Here is a 20,026-nt window from a genome sequence, read left to right as displayed (position 1 = left end):
CCAGCACAGCGGCGCGCGCTGGCCTGATCCGGCAGACCGTATCCAGCCGGCCTCCACCGAGCCAGCGGCGGCGGGCGTGGTGCGCGTACTCGGCGGACCGATGGGCCGGTTCGCGCAGATCGGCCGCGGGCGCTGGTGGACTCCCCTGCGCGCGATCATCGCGGTCGCGTGGACATTCCTCGCATTCGGTGCGCTGTCCAAATCGAACTGCGCACGCGGCAAGCTTGTCGACGGCGCGATGCAGCTCAACTGGGACGGAAACCGCCAGTACACCTCGTTCTGCTACAACGACATCGTCCCGCTTTACGGCGGGCGCGGGCTCGACCAGCCCGGTTTCGTCTACGACTATTCGTGGGTGGAGGGCGACCTCACCCGGTACATGGAGTACCCGGTCCTGGGCGGCCTGTTCCAGGGTTTGATGGGGTGGATCGCCAGAACGACGTATCCGGTCGTCGATAAGCTTTTGCCCGACTCTGGCTGGTACTTGTACGTGACTGCCTTCGTGATGGCCGTGATCTGGGTGGCCACTGCGCGCATGGTCGCGGAACTGGCCGGCAACCGCATCTGGGACACGATCCTCGTGGTGGCCTCTCCCCTGCTGATCGTGCACGCGTTCACCAACTGGGACATTCCCTCCATCGCATTCGCGGTCGGCGCGATGCTGGCCGCGCGCAACAAGCGGTTCTGGCTGGCCGGCGTGCTGATCGGAGCGGGAGCGGCGTTCAAAATGTGGCCGATTTTCCTGCTCGGTGCGTACCTCGTTGTCTTCCTGCGCCGCCGCGACATGATGCCGTGGGTGAAGCTGACCGTCGGTGCCGCCGCGACGTGGATGGCGGTCAATGTTCCGCTCATGCTGCACAATTACGATTCCTGGCACGAATTCCAGCGCCTCAACACTGAGCGCGGCTGGGAGTGGACCACGATCTACGCGGTGATATCGCGCATGACCGGATGGACCGGATTCGACTCCGGCGAGGGCGCTCCCGTCATCCTCAACGCGGTGACTCTCGTGCTCTTCCTTCTGGGGTGCCTGTTCGTCCTGGTTGCGGGGCTGAAAGCCCCGCAGGAACCGCGCATCGCCGAGCTGGTGGTGCTCATCATCGGCTTCTTCCTGCTGTTCAACAAGGTGTGGAGCCCCCAGTACTCCCTGTGGCTGGTCGTACCCGCCGTCCTCGCACTCCCCTATTGGCGTCTGCTGCTGACGTGGATGACCGTGGACATGATGGTGTGGCCGATCCTCATGTGGCACATGATGGGCACCGACAACCTCGGCTTGCCTGGCGCGGCGCTCAACATCATCGTGATCGCCCGCGACGCGTTCATCGTGGCGATTATGGTGCTGGTCGTTCAACAGATGTGCGGCCGCCGCCGCGACAAGGTCCGTGACGCCCACTTCGGCTGCGACCCGCTCATGACCAGCCCGGCTGATTGGGAGGAGGCGAAACGCACATGGGTCTCACCGCGACCACAATCCTCGGAATCTGTTCCATCCTCGTCGCATTCGGTCTCTTCACTGCCTGCTACTGGACAGTCGTGAAGAACAAACCCGCAGCGTTGTCCGTCGGGCTCGGGCTCGCCGCATTCATCTTCATGACCTTCGTCCCGGTCTTCCTGGCCGTCTTCGTCGCCGCGCCGAACGCGGGCCAGTAAGTTTCCACGGGCGAGCCTTACGGACAATATTCACGGTGTGCCCAGGGAGAACAAAGATTTCGTTGACGAATCTTCATGGCTACGTACGGTGGAAATCATGAGGCTGAAGAAACTAACGACGATTTTCGCTGTGCCTGCTCTTTCCGTCTCTCTTGCCGCATGTAGCGACACTGCCGACGATGCTCCGTCCGAAACTTCTGCCGCCCCTGAGACCGTGACCGAACAGGTCACGGAGACCACTCCTGCGGCAGATGACGGTGACGATGACCAGGCTGATGACCAAGACGATCAGTCGCAGGCCGCGGGCAGCGCACAGGGTGACCTGCCAGCCGAAGTGACCGGCTACACCGGCAAAGCGGAAGCCGAGATGGCTGATGAAGGGGTTTCCGCAGAAGAAGTCGAGCGCGTCCTCGCTGCAGCCAACAACAATGAGGGCGGCGTCGAGATCGAATGGGACGATGACGGGTACTGGGAGATCGAGTTCGGCGACATCGACATCGATGTCGACCCCGATGGACTAGTGCGCGATGTTGACCGGGACGACTAGTAGAGACGGCAACGCGGGGCGTCGATAAGCAATTTCTCCGCGCTCGATCCCTGCGGTACGCTGGACTGGTTGCTTGACGCAACGACCCTCCTGCCATCGCCACAAGGGCGGTGGCCGAAACCAATGAAACGACCATAGGAGGTGATGAGGTCCGTGCGTCACTACGAAGTAATGATCATTCTCGACCCGAGTCAGGATGAACGCACTGTTGCCCCGTCCCTGGACAAGTACCTTGAAATTGTCCGCAAGGATAACGGCACGGTGGAAAACGTCGATGTGTGGGGCAAGCGTCGTCTTGCATACCCGATCGACAAGAAGGAAGAAGGCGTCTACGCGGTCGTCACTCTGGACTGCGAGTCGGAGACCGTGCAGGAATTCGACCGTCGTCTGAACCTGAACGACTCTGTTATCCGCACCAAGGTTCTGCGCACCGACAACAAGTAAGCGCTGAACTTTTAGAACGGCGCGCGAAGGTGAAAACCCCAGCGCACGGGCTGTGTTCGGTGCGGGCTATACACTGGCTTGCACACGACAATAAACGTCGATACAGCACACTGTTCACAAGGTCGAAAAGGTAAGGACGAAAAATGGCACAAGGCGATACCCCAATCACTGTCGTAGGCAACCTCGTTGCTGACCCGGAACTGCGATTCACCCCGACGGGGCTTGCGGTGGCGAATTTCCGCATCGCATCCACCCCGCGCGTGTACAACCGCGATTCCGGCCAGTGGGAAGACGGCGAAGCTTTGTTCCTGACCTGCAACGCGTGGCGTGAGGCCGCGGAAAACGTTGCGGAGTCGCTGACCAAGGGCATGCGCGTGATTGTCAACGGCCGCCTGAAGCAGCGCTCCTACCAGAACCGTGAGGGCGAAAACCGCACGGTATTCGAGGTTGAGGCCGACGAGGTCGGTCCGTCCCTGAAGTACGCCACCGCGAACGTGAACCGGAACCCGCGTGAGGGCGGTCGCTCCGGCGGAGGTTTCGGCGGCAACCAGGGCGGCGGCCAGTCCACCGGTGGATTCGGTGGCGGCGGCAACCAAGGCGGAGGTCAGTCTGGTCCGTCCAACCAGGGCAGCCAGCAGAACAACCAGCCCGCCAACGACCCGTGGAACTCTGCACCCCCTGCCGGCGGCTTCGGCGGCATGGACGACGAGCCCCCGTTCTAAAACACATCGACAAAACACCATCAACTTTCAGAAGGAAAGGTCAGGATTATGAAACTGATCCTCACCGCTGCCGTTGAGAACCTTGGTGAACCCGGCGACATTGTCGAGGTCAAGGACGGCTACGGACGTAACCTTCTGCTTCCGCGCGGCCTGGCCATCGTGGCCACCCGCGGTGCTGAGAAGCAGATTGAAGACATTAAGCGCACCCAGCAGGAGCGCGAAGTGCGCGACCTGGACCACGCAAAGGAACTGCGTGACCAGCTCGACCAGCTGCAGGGCGTCACCGTCAAGGTGCGTACCTCCAACAGTGGCAAGATCTTCGGCTCGGTCAAGCCGGCCGACATCGCTGATGCCGTTGCAGCAGCAGGTGGCCCGAACTTGGACAAACGCCGCATCAACGTTCCGAAGGGTCTCGTGACCAGCACCGGCGGCTACCAGGTCAAGGTCCGACTCCACGATGACGTGGAGGGCAAGGTGAACTTCGAGGTCGTTAGCGCATAAATAATTGCGCCTAGCGGCGATCGCGCCAGACGCGATCCAATGACAACAGCTTTGAGCGTGGGTCCCACTTGTGAGGAGTGGGGCCCACGCTCTTTTTGCGTGGCTTTTGAACGATTTTCTTCTTCGGCGCTGACCTGCGGTTGCGTACAGACGTTGTGGATAACCGGTGGAAAAGCTGCAGTTCACAGCGCAAAACTATGCGTAAATTACACCGGGTCGCGATGATTATGAGGCTGATTTTCCTGTTGTCAAACCCGCAGGTTGTGAAGTTATTCACCGGACGTGATGGTTCTGTGGTCTGAATAAAAGCCTGTTCAGCTGCATCTTACGCGCTGAATGGGGATAGCTACAGAAGTTATCCACAAGTTATCCACAAGGAAGGCTGCGGGGGTGTGAAATAGGTCGAGGGCTTTGTGGAAGTTGTCCACATGGGGCTGTGGATAACTTTGTTGGGGGGTGTTTAAAAGAGCTGCTAGACGCGGGTGTGGTTCACCCTGGCAGGTAACATCTCACACGACCTGACAACGTGTAAGGAGCGGGAGAATATGGCATCGGGTACAGCGGGAACATCTGAGGGAAACTCGTCGCAGGACACCCCCAACGGGGGCGACAGCTTCGCCGATGAAGCAGTGCCTCTGCCGCCGGAACCCACCGACGGGCCGCCGGAGGACTACCGGGGTGGATCCGGGCGATCCGGTGGTTCTTCGCGCTACAGCCGAGGAAAGGGCTTCTCGCAGGACCGAGATGATCTGAGCGAATACCGTCAGCCTCCGCATGACCGGAAAGCCGAACAGGGTGTGCTCGGTGCGATGCTGCTCAGTCCGAACACGGTCATCGACGTCAGTGAGCTACTGCGGGTGGAGGACTTCTACTTCCCGGCGCACCAGCTGATCTATCAGGCGATTCTGGATCTGTACTCACAAGGCTCCGAGGTGGACGTGCTGATTGTCAGCGGCCGCCTGGACCGCTTAAACCAGCTGGAGCGTGCGGGCGGCGCACCGTACCTGCACACGCTGATTTCCGAGGTGCCCACCTCGGCGAACGCCCGCTACTACGCGGACATCGTGGGGGAGAAGTCGACGCTCCGCCAGCTGGTAGATGCCGGCACCCGCGTCGCCCAGCTCGGTTACGACGGCGCCGAAGGCATGGAAATCGAGAATCTCGTCGACCGTGCGCAACAGGAAGTCTTCGCGGTCGCCCAGCAGAAGACAGGCGAGGACTACCGTGCGCTCGCTGACCTGCTCAAGCCCACCGTGGACGAGCTCGCCGCCTACGAGAAGGAAGGCGGCTTGGCAGCAGGTGTGCCCACCGGCTTTATCGATTTGGACCGCCTGACCAATGGCCTGCACGCCGGTCAGATGATCATTATCGCTGCGCGTCCCGGTGTGGGTAAGTCGACCTTGGCCATGGATTTCGTGCGCTCGTGCTCTATCCACAACGGACTGACGTCGGTCATCTTCTCGTTAGAGATGAGTGCCTCCGAGATCGTCATGCGTCTGCTCTCCGCCGAGACCGAGATCAAGCTGGCGGCGATGCGTTCCGGCCAGATGGAAGAAGCCGACTGGGAGAAGCTCACCCAACGTCTCCGCGAGATCCAGGCGGCGCCGATCTTCGTCGATGATTCTCCGAATCTGACCATGATGGAGATCCGGTCCAAGGCCCGCCGTTTGAAGCAGCAGCACGGCCTAGATCTTGTGGTGCTCGACTACCTGCAGCTGATGAGCTCCGGCCGCAAGGTCGAATCACGCCAGCAGGAGGTGTCGGACTTCTCCCGCCAGCTCAAGTTGCTGGCCAAGGAGCTAGAGGTTCCGGTCATCGCGATCTCTCAGCTCAACCGTGGTCCGGAGGCCCGTACCGACAAGCGGCCGCAACTCGCTGACCTGCGTGAGTCCGGCTCGCTCGAGCAGGACGCCGATATCGTCATGCTCTTGTACCGCCCGGACTCGCAGGACCGCGACAACGAGCGCGCGGGTGAGGCGGACATCATCATCGCGAAGCACCGTGGCGGCCCGATCGACACCGTCGCCGTGGCGCACCAGTTGCACTACTCGCGCTTCGTCAACATGGCGCGCGGTTAGCTCAACGCCTTACCGCGCTGCTCCGGCAGTGTGAATGCCGCGATACAAGCCAGAGCGAATGCGGCGGCGAAGACGCAGAATACCGCCGACGGACCGCCAAAATTCAGCACCGGCGGGACGATCAGCGGCGCGATGATGGAGCCGATCCGGCCGAAGGCGGCGCCAGCGCCGGTACCGGTCGCGCGGATCGCGGTGGGGTAGAGCTCCGGGCCGATTGCGTAGAGCGCGCCCCAGGCGCCGAGATTGAAGAATGACAGCAGGCAGCCGGCGGCGATGATCTGCCACGGTACGGCGGCGAACCCGTAGAGCACGGCGGCTAGAGCGGAGCCGGCGAGGAATACGGACAAGGTGATACGGCGGCCCCAGACCTCGATCAACCAGCCGGCGGCGGCGTACCCGGGCAGCTGCGCGACCGTGATGATCAACGTGAAGGTGAACGAGCGCACCAGGGTGAAGCCCTGGTCGACCAGCAGCGACGGGATCCAGATAAAAGCGCCATAGTAGGACAGGGAGACACCGAACCACACTGCCCAGAATGCTGCGGTGCGGCGACGCAGTGCCGGGCTCCAAATCCCGCCGCGGACATCGTCGTCGGTGGCAGCAGGGGCGGGGGAGTGGTCGATCTTCGCCGGGTCGGCGGCGGATTCGAAGGACCGGACAATTTCTTCGGCTTCGTCGTGTCGTCCGGCCGTTTCGAGGTAGCGCACCGATTCCGGTAGCCCGAGGCGCACATAGATGGCGTACACCGCAGGAACAGCGCCGAGCGCGAAGCCCCACCGCCAGCCGGTCTCGCCCTGGGAGACGACGAAGGTGCCGATGACGGCGGCCAAGATCCAGCCGACCGCCCAGAAAGCTTCGAGCAGCACGACCATGCGACCGCGGACCTTGCGCGGGGAGAACTCGCTGATCAGAGTCGACGCCACGGGCAGTTCCGCGCCCAAGCCGAGCCCGACGAGGAAGCGGAAGATCATCAGCGCGCCGACCGACCAGGCCAGCGCGGATGCGCCCGTGGCTAGGCCGTAGAGCAGCAGCGTCGCGGCGAAGACCTGGCGGCGGCCGATCTTGTCCGCGAGCAGACCGCCGAGAGAGGCGCCGATGGCCATGCCGATAAAGCCGATCGACGCGATCCAGGAGGTCGTGGACTTATCCAGGTCCCAGTGCACAGCCAGCGCCGCGATGATGAACGACACCAGCCCGACATCCATCGCGTCGAGCGCCCACCCGATGCCCGAGCCGACGAGCAGGCGTTTGTGCTTGCCGGTGACGGGGAGTCGGTCGAGCCGCTCGTTCCGGGACAATGCATTTGTGCTGGCAGTGGTGCTCATGCACCGAAATAGTAGCCAGCATCAATCGGGATACAGAAGCGGGCGAGCGATATCTATTCAGAACTTCCCGCCCGGAAACGGTTCAGACGCAGCGAATTGGTCACGACGAACACAGACGAAAAAGCCATGGCGATGCCCGCCAGCATTGGATTGAGCAGCCCGAACGCGGCCACGGGCACGAGGATCACGTTGTACGCGAACGCCCAGAACAAATTGCCCTTGATCGTGCGCAGCGTCGCGCGCGAGAGCCGGATGGCGTCGGCGGCGGACCGCAGGTCGTCGCCCATCAGGGTGATGTCGGCAGCTTCAATCGCGACGTCCGTGCCGGAGCCCATGGCCAGTCCCAGGTCGGCGGTGGCCAGAGCGGCAGCGTCGTTCACGCCGTCGCCGACCATCGCGACAACTTTGCCGTCAGTGCGCAGCTTATCGACGACATCCACCTTCTCCTCCGGCATCACCGACGCCGTCACATTCTCCGTGTCGATCCCGACGGCCTCGGCCGCTGCTCGGGCGGCACCGGGGTTGTCGCCGGTGAGCAGGTGCGGGGTGAGCCCCAGATCGCGCAGGTCCGCGATTGCCTGCGCGGAGGTCTCCTTCACGGTGTCGCGCACCGCGATCACGCCGGCATCAGCCCCGTCGACGGTCACGGACACCGCAGTGGCACCGTCATTCTCCAGCGCCCGGGCCCGGTCGCCGGTGCCGCGGGAGACGGTGACAGGGAAGCCGTCGACAAGCGCCTGGACGCCCTGACCTGGCGTGCTTGCAAAGTCGGTGGCCTCCGGAACCTGCACGTCAGCGCCCGCAGCGACGATCGCCCGAGCGATGGGGTGCTCGGACCCGGATTCCACAGCAGCGGCGAGCGCGAGCACTTCCTCGGCTGTGAAGCCCTTCGCAGGCTCAACGTTGGACACTGTCATTTCGCCGGTGGTGACCGTGCCGGTCTTGTCCAGCACGATCGTGTCCACGCGCCGGGTCGATTCGAGGATCTCCGGGCCCTTGATCAGCAGGCCCATTTGTGCGCCGCGCCCGGTGCCGACGAGGATCGCCGTCGGTGTCGCCAGCCCCAGCGCGCACGGGCACGCAATGATCAGCACTGCCACCGCCGCGGAGAACGCCTGCGGGGCCGGGTGTCCGAGCAGAAGGTGCACGGCCAGCGTTACCAGAGCGACCGCGATAATGGTAGGGACGAAGACGCGCGAGATGCGGTCCACAAGCTTCTCGACGGGCGCCTGCCCCGCCTGCGCCTGCCGCACCAGCTCGCTCATGCGCGACAGGGTGGTCTCCGCGCCGACGCGTGTCGCCTCGACAACGAGACGGCCAGTCTGGTTCACCGTTGCTCCGGTGACGGTGTCGCCCTCGGTGACCTCGACAGGGACGGATTCGCCGGTGAGCATCGAGTTGTCCACCGCCGAGTGCCCGGAGATGACCCGGCCGTCCGTGGCGATCTTCTCGCCCGGGCGCACCACGAACTGGTCGCCCGCGACCAGCTGCGAGACTGGGACCGGGATGGTGTTCGTAAATATTCGTTGCAATGTGTTGTTCAAGGTGTGTACAAGTGTGGTGTGCCGAGTGGCTAAGGCTACCTGCCTCACCACGCTGCAGCTGACCTGACCGATTCGAGGAGACACGGAGGCCACCGCCATCACGACCACCACTTTCACCGCAGCCGATCTGCTGGTCGCAGGACTGGAGAACGAAGGTGTTGATCGCATCTTCGGACTGCCCGGCGAAGAGAACCTCGATCTGCTCGACGCGATCCGCCGCTCCAGCATCGAACTGGTCCTGACCCGTCACGAGCAGGCCGCCGCCTTCATGGCCGCCACCCACGGGCGCCTCACCGGCCGACCAGGGGTGTGCCTGACCACGCTGGGCCCCGGTGCCCTGAACCTGTCCACCGGCGCGGCCTATGCGCTGCTCGGGGCGATGCCGATGGTCATGATCACCGCACAGAAAGGCATCCTCACCGCCGCGCAGGCACGCTTCCAGATCGTGGACACGATCGCGGCGATGAAGCCGTTGACCAAGATGACCCAGCAGATCGTCTCGCCCGCCTCCATCCCGACACTGGTCCGTGAAGCCTTCCGCGTCGCACAAGCTGAACGGCCCGGCCCGGTGCACCTGGAGCTACCCGAAGACATCGCCGCCACCACCACGCCCCGCCTGGACCTGGCCGAGCCCGCTCACCCGGTCCTGCCCACGGCCAGCACCGAGGCGATCAACGCCGCCGTCGAGGTGATCTCGGGAGCCAAGCGTCCGTTGATCATGCTCGGCGCTGCCGCCGCACGACCGCGATGCACCCAGGCGCTGACCGAGTTCATCTCTCGCTCGCGGATTCCGTTCTTCACCACCCAGATGGGCAAGGGCACCGTCTCCGGATGCACCGACCTCTACCTGGGCACCGCAGCACTGACCGAGGGCGACTACCTACACGAGGCCATCGAGCAGGCCGATGTGATCGTCACCATCGGACATGACACGGTCGAGAAACCCCCGTTCATCATGCGAGCCGACGGGCCGCGGGTCGTGCATCTCGACTACCAGCCTGCCACCGTCGAAGAGGTCTACACCCCGCAACTGGAAGTCATCGGTGATCTCCACCACACCCTGCACGCCCTCACCGAACAACTCGCCGGCCGCGTACCGCACGCCGGAGCGCTGCTGCCGCTGCGTGAGCGCATCCTCGCAAAGGTCGCCGACCGGGCCACCGAGGACCGGCTCACCCCGCAACGCATCGTGCATCAGGTTCGCCAGGTCATGCCCGATGACGGCATCGTCGCCCTCGATAACGGCATGTACAAAATCTGGTTCGCCCGCAACTACCGCACCACCACAGCGAACACGCTCCTGCTCGACAACGCCCTGGCCACTATGGGAGCCGGCCTGCCCTCGGCGATCACCGCCGCACACTTGTACCCGAGCCGTCGGGTCATGGCCGTCTGCGGCGACGGCGGGTTCATGATGAACAGCCAAGAGCTCGAAACCGCGGTCCGCCTCGGCCTCAACCTTGTGGTGGTGATCCTCGATGACCACGCCTATGGCATGATCCGATGGAAACAAGCTGTCGACGGGTTCCCCGACTATGGCATGACCTTCGGCAACCCTGACTTCGTCGCCTACGCAAGGGCATACGGCGCCACCGGCACCCACGTCACCGAAGCGGCGCAGCTTGGCCCCGCCCTGGAAGACGCATTCACTCAGGGCGGAGTGCAGCTCATCCACGTCCCAGTGGACTACTCCGAGAACACCCGCGTCCTCATCGAGGAACTCCAACACCGATCCGCTATCCCAGGGAACACCACGGAAACCCGTGTGCCATAGGTCGGTGCCCATGGGATGAGATGGCACCTAGCCCCTCAGTGTCGCGCCTGATCAACGTGATGGTCGCACCCGTCGCCAGGCTTATGCCTGACCGACTGTTCGGTATTGAGGGCGTGCTGGAGCATCACCGAGTAGACCCCCAGTAAGGCACCACCGCGAACACCAAGCCACGGGCGCGAGGCGGAGAGAAGTAAGGACGCTTGGTCCGTCCTGCGTAGCTCAGTTTCCTGATTCAGCGGCCCTAGGACCGTGAAACTCATACACGAGTGACTGCGTTTCTGATACCCTAAGTCAAACACATTTGTCTGACTAACGGAGATGGAGACGATGCTTCACACCACGCCAAGCCCGCAACGTCGCCGTTCGGATGCGGCGAGGAATGCCGAGCGCATCATCGCGGCGGCGATCTCGCAGCTGCGCAGCCGACCCGACGCCACAGTCACCAGCATTGCCCGGGAAGCTGGTCTGGGACGGGTGACGATCTACGGTCACTTCCCCTCACGTACAGCGGTGCCGTTGCAAAGTTGGGGCAGTAGGAAGAGCGACGCGAAATAATCACAGCCATGGGTATCTTCTCCGGTCGTCATGGTCATTTCCCCCGTGACATCATTCTGTGGGCAGTGCGGTGGTACTGCCGCTACGGGGTGAGCTACCGCGATCTGGAGGAAATGATGACTTCAGCGGGGCGTGCCGGTCGAGCACACCACGATCTACCGCTGGGTCCAGAAATACGCCCCTGAGCTGGACAAGCAAACACGGTGGTACCGGCAGGTACCTGACTGGCAGGCCAGTTCCTGGCGGGTGGATGAGACCTATATCCGGGTCGGCGGCAGGTGGTGCTATCTCTATCGGGCGATCACCGCCGGTGGTCAGACCCTGGACTTTTACCTCTCTCCGAAGCGGAACGTGGCCGCAGCGAAGCGTTTCCTGGCCAAGGCCCTCAGATCCAATGCATCAGCCGGGTATCCCAGAGTGATCAGCACCGATAAAGCACCCTCCCTAGCCAGGGCAATCGCCGAGTTGAAGTCAGAGGGAATCTGCCCGCCAACAGTGGAACACCGGCAGGTGAAATACCTCAACAACATCCTGGAAGGCGACCATGGTCGGCTGAAGCGGATCCTCGGGCCGAAAGGCGCGTTTAAGAACCGGACATCTGCATATCGGACGTTGAAAGGGATGGAGGCGATGCACTCATTGCGGAAAGGGCAAGGCACGATGTTTGCCTACGGGCAACCGAACCCGGACGCGGTGATCGTCAACCGGGTCTTCCAGAATATCTAAGCAGGCTGGGCCATAATGCTGGCCAGGCGACGAAGAAAGGAGTGTTCGCGGTTCTCCACCCAACTTTGCAACAGCACCCCTGCCAGTCAGGTACCTGCCGGTACCACCGTGTTTGCTTGTCCAGCTCAGGGGCGTATTTCTGGACCCAGCGGTAGATCGTGGTGTGATCGACCGGCACGCCCCGCTGAAGTCATCATTTCCTCCAGATCGCGGTAGCTCACCCCGTAGCGGCAGTACCACCGCACTGCCCACAGAATGATGTCACGGGGGGAAATGACGACCGGAGAAGATACCCATGGCTGTGATTATTTCACGTCGCTCTTCCTACTGCCCCAACTTTGCAACAGCACCCTATATCTGTCATAAGTCATCACCTTTCTGTGGGGGTAGGTGGGGTGCGCGCTATTCGTCGATAAGCGAAAAGCCCGCGTACTCCGCGGCGAGCGAGATCTGCTCATCGGTGAAGTTCTCTCCGCGGACGCGCATGATTCCTTCGTCCGCTTCGATCTTCACGCCTTGGGTCCCCAGCACCTGACTCACCTCGTCCTTCAACTTCGCCACGGATGTCTCGTCCGTAGGGCCTTCGAACCGGTAGTTCTTAGTCACGTGCTCTCCTTTTAACTACTGCTCACTCCGGAGGGAATGAAGACGGCGTTGATAGGGTTGAACCAACACAGACCCCGCATTAACGGGGGACTCCCTAAGTACGAGAGTACTAAAGCACTGATAGGAGATGAACCGTGAGTACCGTCAATGTAACCGAAGACACGTTCACCCAGACCATCGAGAACAATGACATCGTCCTGGTCGACGCATGGGCGGATTGGTGCGGACCGTGCAAGGCTTTCGCCCCGACCTTTGAGAAGGCGTCTGAGCAGCACTCCGACATCACCTTCGCCAAGCTCGACACCGAAGCTAACCAGGGACTTTCCGCTGCCCTGCAGATCCAGTCGATCCCGACGCTCTTCGCGTTCCGCGAGGGCATTCTGCTGGGCCAGACCTCTGGTGCGCTGCCGCCGGCCGGGCTCGAGGAGTTCATTCAGCAGGTCCGCGGCATCGACATGGAGGAAGTCCACCGCGATATCGCTCAGCAGGGTGAGAAATAGACTTCCAGGCCTGCACTGGCTAGATCCCCCGGCACCCTCTCCTGGTGTGGTGCCGGGGGATCGGTCTGCATTTTGGGGTCAGACGGTATTAGGGCAACGCACGTAGACTCGGGAAACGAAAAGTTCGACGAACCATCTACGGAAGCAAAGGACCCTCATTCATGGCTAACCCGTTCAGCAAGGGCTGGAAGTACCTCATGCAGTCGTTCGATTCGAAGATCGACGAGAATGCTGACCCGAAGGTCCAGATTGAGCAGGCTGCTAACGCGGCGAAGGAGCAGCACAACGAGATCACCCGTCAGGCGGCGGAGATCATCGGTTCGAAGAAGCAGCTGGAGATGACCATCAACCGCAAGCGCGAGAAGCAGCAGGAGCTGCAGGACAAGACCCGCACCGCGCTGCAGATGGCGGACAAGTCCGCGGCTGAGGGCGATAGCACCAAGGCGCAGCAGTTCAACACCACCGCGGAGACTCTCGCGGCGCAGCTGGTCACGGTGGAGCAGGAGCTGCAGGATCTGTCCACGCAGTACTCCGCCGCGGAACAGGCGGCGGCCCAGGCCGAGCAGCAGCAGAAGCAGTCGGAGGCCCGCCTGCAGGAGCAGATGAACGAGGTCAACCGCCTGCGCTCCCAGGTGGACCAGGCGAAAATGCAGGAGCACACCGCCCAGACGATGGACACCATCGGCCAGTTCCGCGAGGACGATTCGGTGCCGACGCTGGACGGCGTGCGCGACAAGATCGAGCGCCGTTACGCCACGGCCCTTGGCCAGCAGGAGCTCGCCGAGTCGGGCGTGGACGGCGTCATGGCCGAGATCGAGTCCGGCCAGACCGATGTGGCGACCAACTCGAAGCTCGCTGAGATCCGCGCATCGATGGACGCGGAGAAGGCTGGCGAGCTGACCGCCGGCACGGGTGAGAACGAGGACGTCGACACCGACGCCACCTTGGGCAACGCGGCGGGCGCCGAGGCAAATGCCGCTGACCAGTCGGCTCAGCCGGAAGACGGCGAGCCGAGCGAGGAGAGCCTCGACCGCTTCGACGGAGAATCCCCGCAGTCCTAGTGCTTAGCTCTGGGTCCGGCGGATATTGATCAGCACGCCGCGGATCCCGGAGTGGAAGCCGTCGCGGAGGTTGACACGCTGGTGCTCGCTAAGCGTGTACTCGTGCAGGGTCTCGCAGGCGAATTGCAGTAGCGGACGATCGATTTCCGGGGGCAGGCCGCCGCCGGAAAGCATGTGCGCCTTATCGCGCTGTTCGGACGAGGCCGCGTTGTCGTACCACCAGGTCGCGTACTGCTGGCCCACGTCGAACGGGGTCTGGAACCCGGACGAGGTCCACACTTCCTCCGGCAGCGGCACGTAGCGCGAGCGGAGCTTGCGGCGCGGCGCCATCATCGACGGTTTCGGCATATTGCGTGGGCTCGCCGCCGCCAACTGCGCCGGGGACGGCGGGTCGGGGCGTACTGTGCTTTGCGTGGAATTGCCGGACCGGTTTGTCGCTGACGGTTCGGCGGTCTCCGCCTCGAAGGGGTCGTCGTCTACGCCATCGTCGTCGTAGTCATTGTCGCCGGCATCAGTGCTGGCTGCTCCTGCCACCCCAGCCTCGTGTTTCCCGGCCGGCGGCTGTGCTTCTCCAACTTCAGGCGCCGGGGCAGATTCGCGTGCGGGGACGGATTCGTCGGGGGCGGCGCCGCCATCGACAAGCGCTTCTGCTTCGCTGTCCACGGCCGACTCAGACAGCGGCTGCTCCCCATCGGGGCGGGGGATGTCGCACATGCCTTCTTCGTGCTCCTCGCCGGCGTCGTTCATCGGACGTTCGCGGATGGTCGGCGGTAGCGGGCCTTCGAGGACCTGGAGCTGCATCGCCTCGGCGAAGTCCTCGCGCGGGTCCAAGATGGTGGTTGTGTCGCAGGCGTGGCGCAGGGCCGACGACATCGAGTCCCAGCCGAAGCCGTAGAGGTGTACGCGGATGCCGGCGTTCGTTGCTTCCTCGACGCCGGGGATCATGTCGGCGTCGCCGCTGACCAGCACGAAGTCGGTGCACTGGCCGCGCATGGCGTTCACTACGATATCGGCAACCAAGCGGGTGTCCACTCCCTTTTGCGTGCGGCGCTCACCCCACTCGATGAGCTGGCCGGTGCGCAGCTGCACGCCGTCGCATGTGCGCAGCGCGCGCTGGTAGCGGTGCGGGCCGGAGTCGGGAATGCCGTCGTACCAGAACTGGCGGTGAATCGGCTGGTTGAGTTGCTGCGTGATCATGCCCGAGAGGTTGTTCACCACCTCCGGCAAGTCGATTTCTAACTGCGACCGTGCTCCTGTTTCCCACGAGTTGTAAAAGCTCGCGAGCAGGTATGACGTGTCGACGAAGACGAGTGTGCGTTCAAGCATGGCTCCTAAATCCGTATCTATTCATGTAGCTAAAGAAATTTGTCGCCCTCCCAGTCTGCCTGTTTTGCGTCGGTCTCGCTGAAGCTTTGCGTTGACCAGCGCAAATCCGCAGCGGAGGGGCAGGTTCTGCTCAGTTCAACTCGAAACGTTGCCAAAAAGTTCCACCGGTTATACGGTTAGTTGCACAACCAACTAACCGCGGGGAGGTGAAAGGTGGGCAATGACACAGAACCGTTATTCCTTCAAATTGCGCGTTTGATCCAGGACCAGATCATGGACGGCGAACTCGAGCCCGGCCAGCGCGCCCCATCGACGAATGAGCTAGCCGCATTCCACAGCATCAATCCTGCCACCGCGCGCAAAGGGCTGGCCTTGCTCGTCGAAGCGGGGGTCTTAGAAAAACGTCGCGGCATCGGGATGTTCGTCACCGAGGGCGCGCGCGAACGCATCGTGGGCAAGCGCCGCGAGGATTTCGCCGGCGACTACATCGCACCGCTTATCGACGAAGCCCTGCGCCTCGATTATTCCCGCACCGATCTCCACGACCTCATCGACCGCGTCGCAGAAAGTAGAGGCATGTACCAATGACAATTCACGTATCCGGCCTGGCCCACAGCTTTGGAAAGAAAGATGTTCTGCAGGGAGTCGACGTGGACTTCGGCCCCGGCATCCACGGCCTGCTCGGCCGCAATGGTGTGGGCAAATCCACGCTGTTGAAGATCATCGGCGGCCAGCTAAAGCCCGACGCCGGCACGGTCGAGGTCTTCGGGCAGCGCCCCTTCGACAACGCCCGCGTCATGGACAACACCTGCCTGACCGGCGCGGATACCGCGTATCCGGGCTCGTGGTCCGGCACTGATGTGATCAAAGGTGCGCAGCTGCGCTACCGCACCTGGAATCAAGCGCTTGCCGATGAGCTCATCGCCGATTTCGAGATGGGCGATGCCCTGAACGCGCGTTACGACAAGCTCTCCCGCGGACAGCGCGCCATGGTCGCCATCATTATCGGGCTCGCATCGGGCACAGAGCTTTTGCTTCTCGACGAACCCTATGTCGGCCTGGATACCCACAACACTGGGGTGTTCTACCGCCACCTGTTGGCCCAAGCGGATTCCGGGCGCACGATCGTCATGGCCACGCACCATATCGACGACGCTGCAAAAGTCCTGGATGATGCGGTGATTCTGGGGCGCGATGGGATCGTGCTCAAGCAATGTGCCCCTGAGGATGCCGATGAATTCGCTGTCGCGGGCCCGGAACTTGTGCCGATCAGTGACGCCCCGCGTCATGCCCGCGCCGCTACTTTCGACGACCTCATCGAGCACTACTTGGAGGTGTCCTAGATGAACGCAAGCCTGCTCGGATATTTCCGCCACCAATTCTTCGCGGCGCCGCTGACGCGCCTGATCTGGATGATCCCGATACTTGCGATGCTCGCATTCGGACTGCTTTACGTCGTTCGTGATTCAGCCGTCGGTGTCATCTTCGGCCCAATGATGCTGACGGTGTTCATGATTGGTGCGCTGTCGTTGGAGGACACCGCCTACACGGCGTACGGGTTGCCAAGTCCCGGGCCAAAAAACTCACTGCCATGGCGGTTGTTCCCTCTGTGGTGTTCAGCGCGGGCATTGCGTTAGTCGCGCGCCCGGATTGGGTTGGCATCGCGGGCGCACTCGTGGCTCTGGTGTCGGGGCTGCTCTTCGGCGGGCAATACATAGCCGGCGATGGAGTGGCTAGTGACCGGAAGGCGGGTTCGCATCTTGGAAGCGGCAGCTTCGTATTCGAATTGATCTTCAAACCGCAGCTGCTGTGGGCGTTCGGTGTGGCCATTGCGCACTGCATCTTCCTGTATCTGTCGGACTTCATCGGTGATGACACCTTTCGCCAGTTCTTCGGCGGTCTACCTATCATCGTTTGGTACTCCGCCTACTGCTTGCAAGGGCTCGGCATCCCCGGTCCGGCAGCGGGCGCGAGCTACGGTGTGCCGCGCCAGCGCTGGCTGGCCTTGTCATGGGCGGCTGCGGTGGCCTCCGCCGCGACGTATATCGGCGTGGCTGGTCTAGCATCGCCGTCCGAATTCTCCTGGGCTGCAGTGATCACCATCGGTGCCGGCGGAATTGCCAGCGCCGTCATTGGTGCCGCAGTGAAGATCTGGCGCACGGAAATGGGCATGATCCCCGGCTACCTGATGTTCTTCATCGCTAACGGAGCATCGGATACCCAAGGCTTCCTCGACGGCGCAGTCATTCTCGCGCTGGTGACAGCAGGGATCCTCGCGTTTGTTGGCATTGTCATTCAGGCCGGGTATCTCATGGGATTGATCAACCCTAACCATGCCAAAGAAAAGGTGTAGAAAGCCAAGTTAACCTGCTGATTTGTGTTGTTGGTTGGGTGTGTGTAGCTTTATATGAGTCAGCGTGACCGACAACGCCCCGCCGGGCAGTGGTTCTGGTGAGATGGCGGTAGGAAAACGAGCGCTGGTAGATCCTTACTTTTGATTCGCATGGCAGGCGATTTTGTTTGTTGTGTGGGTGTGTGTAGGGTCGGACAAGCCGCTTTGAGCAGGCCCCGGGAAGTGGGGTGTGTTTGGGTGTGCGTGTGTTGTGTGAGAACTCGATAGTGTGCCAATGATTTTGTTTGGTTGGTTTGTGTGACTGTGTTTGCATCGTTTTGTGGTGTGTGCTGGTCGGATGATGCCTGAACCATTGATGGGGTGTTGTTCGTCTGGTTGGTCGCATGACTGATTGGATTTTTGTTGTTGTCTTTTTTCCTCGTCGGAGGGGCAGCAATGTGTGATGAACCTTTTTGGTTTGTTTAGTAATTTTTGGATTGCCAGGCCATGCACATTGTTTGTGTGTGGTGTGGTTTGTTTTGGTTGGGTTTTGGGCTTTTCACGGCTTAAGTAATCTTTTACTGATTGATGCTCGCTTTTTTGTGGGTGTTTTTGTGGAGAGTTTGATCCTGGCTCAGGATGAACGCTGGCGGCGTGCTTAACACATGCAAGTCGAACGGAAAGGCCTCTGCTTGCAGGGGTACTCGAGTGGCGAACGGGTGAGTAACACGTGGGTGATCTGCCCTGCACTTCGGGATAAGCCTGGGAAACTGGGTCTAATACCGGATAGGACGATGGTTTGGATGCCATTGTGGAAAGTTTTTTCGGTGTGGGATGAGCTCGCGGCCTATCAGCTTGTTGGTGGGGTAATGGCCTACCAAGGCGTCGACGGGTAGCCGGCCTGAGAGGGTGTACGGCCACATTGGGACTGAGATACGGCCCAGACTCCTACGGGAGGCAGCAGTGGGGAATATTGCACAATGGGCGCAAGCCTGATGCAGCGACGCCGCGTGGGGGATGACGGCCTTCGGGTTGTAAACTCCTTTCGTCAGGGACGAAGCGAAAGTGACGGTACCTGGATAAGAAGCACCGGCTAACTACGTGCCAGCAGCCGCGGTAATACGTAGGGTGCGAGCGTTGTCCGGAATTACTGGGCGTAAAGAGCTCGTAGGTGGTTTGTCGCGTCGTTTGTGGAATACCGCAGCTTAACTGCGGGGTTGCAGGCGATACGGGCATAACTTGAGTGCTGTAGGGGAGACTGGAATTCCTGGTGTAGCGGTGGAATGCGCAGATATCAGGAGGAACACCGATGGCGAAGGCAGGTCTCTGGGCAGTAACTGACGCTGAGGAGCGAAAGCATGGGTAGCGAACAGGATTAGATACCCTGGTAGTCCATGCCGTAAACGGTGGGCGCTAGGTGTGAGTCCCTTCCACGGGGTTCGTGCCGTAGCTAACGCATTAAGCGCCCCGCCTGGGGAGTACGGCCGCAAGGCTAAAACTCAAAGGAATTGACGGGGGCCCGCACAAGCGGCGGAGCATGTGGATTAATTCGATGCAACGCGAAGAACCTTACCTGGGCTTGACATACACCGGACCGGGCCAGAGATGGTCTTTCCCTTGTGGCTGGTGTACAGGTGGTGCATGGTTGTCGTCAGCTCGTGTCGTGAGATGTTGGGTTAAGTCCCGCAACGAGCGCAACCCTTGTCTTATGTTGCCAGCATTTGGTTGGGGACTCATGAGAGACTGCCGGGGTTAACTCGGAGGAAGGTGGGGATGACGTCAAATCATCATGCCCCTTATGTCCAGGGCTTCACACATGCTACAATGGTCGGTACAACGCGCAGCGATACTGTGAGGTGGAGCTAATCGCCTAAAGCCGGCCTTAGTTCGGATTGGGGTCTGCAACTCGACCCCATGAAGTCGGAGTCGCTAGTAATCGCAGATCAGCAACGCTGCGGTGAATACGTTCCCGGGCCTTGTACACACCGCCCGTCACGTCATGAAAGTTGGTAACACCCGAAGCCAGTGGCCCAAACGTGTTAGGGAGCTGTCGAAGGTGGGATCGGCGATTGGGACGAAGTCGTAACAAGGTAGCCGTACCGGAAGGTGCGGCTGGATCACCTCCTTTCTAAGGAGCTTTTTTGTGRCCCACAGTTGTGGGTGTTTGTTGGTTGAGTACACGATCGTGGTGCTGCCGACGTTTGTTTGTGAAATTCCAGGTGGACACGTACCACCCCGGCTCAAGGATGCTGGGTGGTGTGGGCACGGGGTGCATGAACCGGTAGGAACTGAACTTTTTCGACCTTTGTTGTGGTTGGTCATTGGTGCACTGTTG

General features: G+C 61.6%; 17 protein-coding genes, 1 rRNA gene and 3 pseudogenes. 16 read left to right on the top strand and 5 right to left on the bottom strand.

Annotation, left to right across the window (positions count from 1 at the left end; all coding sequences use genetic code 11):
• The first annotated feature begins 100 nt into the window (after window positions 1-100).
• The 6 genes from CAPP_RS10835 (at window position 101) to dnaB (ending at window position 5,942) form a co-directional block, all read left to right on the top strand.
• Complete coding sequence (locus tag CAPP_RS10835; RefSeq protein ID WP_234958699.1) at window positions 101-1,537, top strand: glycosyltransferase family 87 protein; 1,437 nt, start codon at window positions 101-103, stop codon at window positions 1,535-1,537.
• A gap of 210 nt (window positions 1,538-1,747) precedes the next feature.
• Window positions 1,748-2,197 (top strand): hypothetical protein, encoded by a 450-nt coding sequence (locus CAPP_RS10830; RefSeq protein WP_143313809.1) that lies wholly within the window; start codon window positions 1,748-1,750, stop codon window positions 2,195-2,197.
• 153 nt (window positions 2,198-2,350) lie between these two features.
• On the top strand, window positions 2,351-2,641 hold the full coding sequence (gene rpsF, locus CAPP_RS10825) for a 30S ribosomal protein S6 (RefSeq protein WP_200803250.1): 291 nt from the start codon (window positions 2,351-2,353) through the stop codon (window positions 2,639-2,641).
• A 143-nt stretch (window positions 2,642-2,784) separates the two neighbouring features.
• A complete protein-coding gene (locus CAPP_RS10820) occupies window positions 2,785-3,363 on the top strand; it encodes a single-stranded DNA-binding protein (protein WP_076598312.1) in 579 nt (192 codons plus the stop codon).
• A gap of 48 nt (window positions 3,364-3,411) precedes the next feature.
• The gene (gene rplI / locus CAPP_RS10815) at window positions 3,412-3,864 is read left to right on the top strand and encodes a 50S ribosomal protein L9 (RefSeq protein WP_076598313.1); all 453 of its coding nucleotides are present in this window, start codon (window positions 3,412-3,414) and stop codon (window positions 3,862-3,864) included.
• 545 nt (window positions 3,865-4,409) lie between these two features.
• Complete coding sequence (gene dnaB, locus CAPP_RS10810) at window positions 4,410-5,942, top strand: replicative DNA helicase (RefSeq protein ID WP_234958687.1); 1,533 nt, start codon at window positions 4,410-4,412, stop codon at window positions 5,940-5,942.
• On the opposite strand, the gene CAPP_RS10805 is transcribed toward dnaB, so the two are convergent.
• Window positions 5,939-7,267, bottom strand: coding sequence for an MFS transporter (locus tag CAPP_RS10805; RefSeq protein WP_076598314.1), 1,329 nt, complete (start codon window positions 7,265-7,267; stop codon window positions 5,939-5,941). The genes dnaB and CAPP_RS10805 overlap by 4 nt on opposite strands.
• A 53-nt stretch (window positions 7,268-7,320) precedes the next feature.
• Window positions 7,321-8,991: pseudogene (locus CAPP_RS10800) on the bottom strand (heavy metal translocating P-type ATPase); the annotation flags it as partial.
• Between CAPP_RS10800 and CAPP_RS10795 the strand changes: the two are divergent.
• From CAPP_RS10795 to CAPP_RS10785, 3 genes and pseudogenes are all read left to right on the top strand, one after another.
• Window positions 8,882-10,585, top strand: a complete 1,704-nt coding sequence (locus CAPP_RS10795) for an acetolactate synthase large subunit (protein WP_353959215.1) — start codon at window positions 8,882-8,884, stop codon at window positions 10,583-10,585. The pseudogene CAPP_RS10800 and the gene CAPP_RS10795 sit on opposite strands and share 110 nt — an antisense overlap.
• A gap of 327 nt (window positions 10,586-10,912) precedes the next feature.
• A complete protein-coding gene (locus CAPP_RS10790) occupies window positions 10,913-11,140 on the top strand; it encodes a TetR/AcrR family transcriptional regulator (RefSeq protein ID WP_159437721.1) in 228 nt (75 codons plus the stop codon).
• A gap of 8 nt (window positions 11,141-11,148) precedes the next feature.
• Window positions 11,149-11,866: pseudogene (locus CAPP_RS10785) on the top strand (IS6 family transposase).
• A 40-nt stretch (window positions 11,867-11,906) separates the two neighbouring features.
• On the opposite strand, the pseudogene CAPP_RS10780 reads toward CAPP_RS10785, so the two are convergent.
• A pseudogene (locus tag CAPP_RS10780) lies at window positions 11,907-12,163 on the bottom strand (IS6 family transposase); the annotation flags it as partial.
• 105 nt (window positions 12,164-12,268) lie between these two features.
• Entirely contained in the window at window positions 12,269-12,472 is a 204-nt protein-coding gene (locus tag CAPP_RS10775; RefSeq protein ID WP_076598317.1) for a hypothetical protein, read from the bottom strand.
• Window positions 12,473-12,606: 134 nt separating this feature from the next.
• Between CAPP_RS10775 and trxA the strand changes: the two genes are divergently transcribed.
• Window positions 12,607-12,972 (top strand): thioredoxin, encoded by a 366-nt coding sequence (gene trxA, locus CAPP_RS10770; protein WP_076598318.1) that lies wholly within the window; start codon window positions 12,607-12,609, stop codon window positions 12,970-12,972.
• 161 nt (window positions 12,973-13,133) lie between these two features.
• Window positions 13,134-14,033: a PspA/IM30 family protein gene (locus CAPP_RS10765; protein WP_076598319.1), complete on the top strand. Its 900-nt coding sequence runs from the start codon at window positions 13,134-13,136 to the stop codon at window positions 14,031-14,033.
• 3 nt (window positions 14,034-14,036) lie between these two features.
• Here CAPP_RS10765 and CAPP_RS10760 read toward each other — a convergent pair whose 3' ends face one another.
• Window positions 14,037-15,359, bottom strand: a complete 1,323-nt coding sequence (locus tag CAPP_RS10760) for an NYN domain-containing protein (protein WP_076598320.1) — start codon at window positions 15,357-15,359, stop codon at window positions 14,037-14,039.
• A gap of 213 nt (window positions 15,360-15,572) precedes the next feature.
• Here CAPP_RS10760 and CAPP_RS10755 point away from each other — a divergent pair, with 213 nt between their 5' ends.
• From CAPP_RS10755 to CAPP_RS10735, 5 genes are all read left to right on the top strand, one after another.
• On the top strand, window positions 15,573-15,947 hold the full coding sequence (locus tag CAPP_RS10755) for a GntR family transcriptional regulator (RefSeq protein ID WP_076598321.1): 375 nt from the start codon (window positions 15,573-15,575) through the stop codon (window positions 15,945-15,947).
• Window positions 15,944-16,702, top strand: coding sequence for an ATP-binding cassette domain-containing protein (locus tag CAPP_RS10750; RefSeq protein ID WP_076598322.1), 759 nt, complete (start codon window positions 15,944-15,946; stop codon window positions 16,700-16,702). Before CAPP_RS10755 ends, CAPP_RS10750 begins: the two co-directional genes overlap by 4 nt.
• Window positions 16,703-16,996 carry a hypothetical protein gene (locus tag CAPP_RS10745; protein WP_076598323.1) on the top strand — a complete coding sequence of 98 codons (294 nt, stop codon included), beginning with the start codon at window positions 16,703-16,705 and terminating at the stop codon, window positions 16,994-16,996.
• The gene (locus tag CAPP_RS10740; protein WP_143313810.1) at window positions 16,951-17,712 is read left to right on the top strand and encodes a hypothetical protein; all 762 of its coding nucleotides are present in this window, start codon (window positions 16,951-16,953) and stop codon (window positions 17,710-17,712) included. Before CAPP_RS10745 ends, CAPP_RS10740 begins: the two co-directional genes overlap by 46 nt.
• 590 nt (window positions 17,713-18,302) lie before the next feature.
• Window positions 18,303-19,819, top strand: a 16S ribosomal RNA gene (locus tag CAPP_RS10735).
• Window positions 19,820-20,026: the final 207 nt, after the last annotated feature.

Origin of the sequence: Corynebacterium appendicis CIP 107643, from assembly GCF_030408415.1 — a bacterium.
Classification (GTDB): domain Bacteria; phylum Actinomycetota; class Actinomycetes; order Mycobacteriales; family Mycobacteriaceae; genus Corynebacterium; species Corynebacterium appendicis.
Note: the sequence above shows the minus strand (reverse complement) of the source record. Positions and strands in the feature narration are given on the sequence as shown.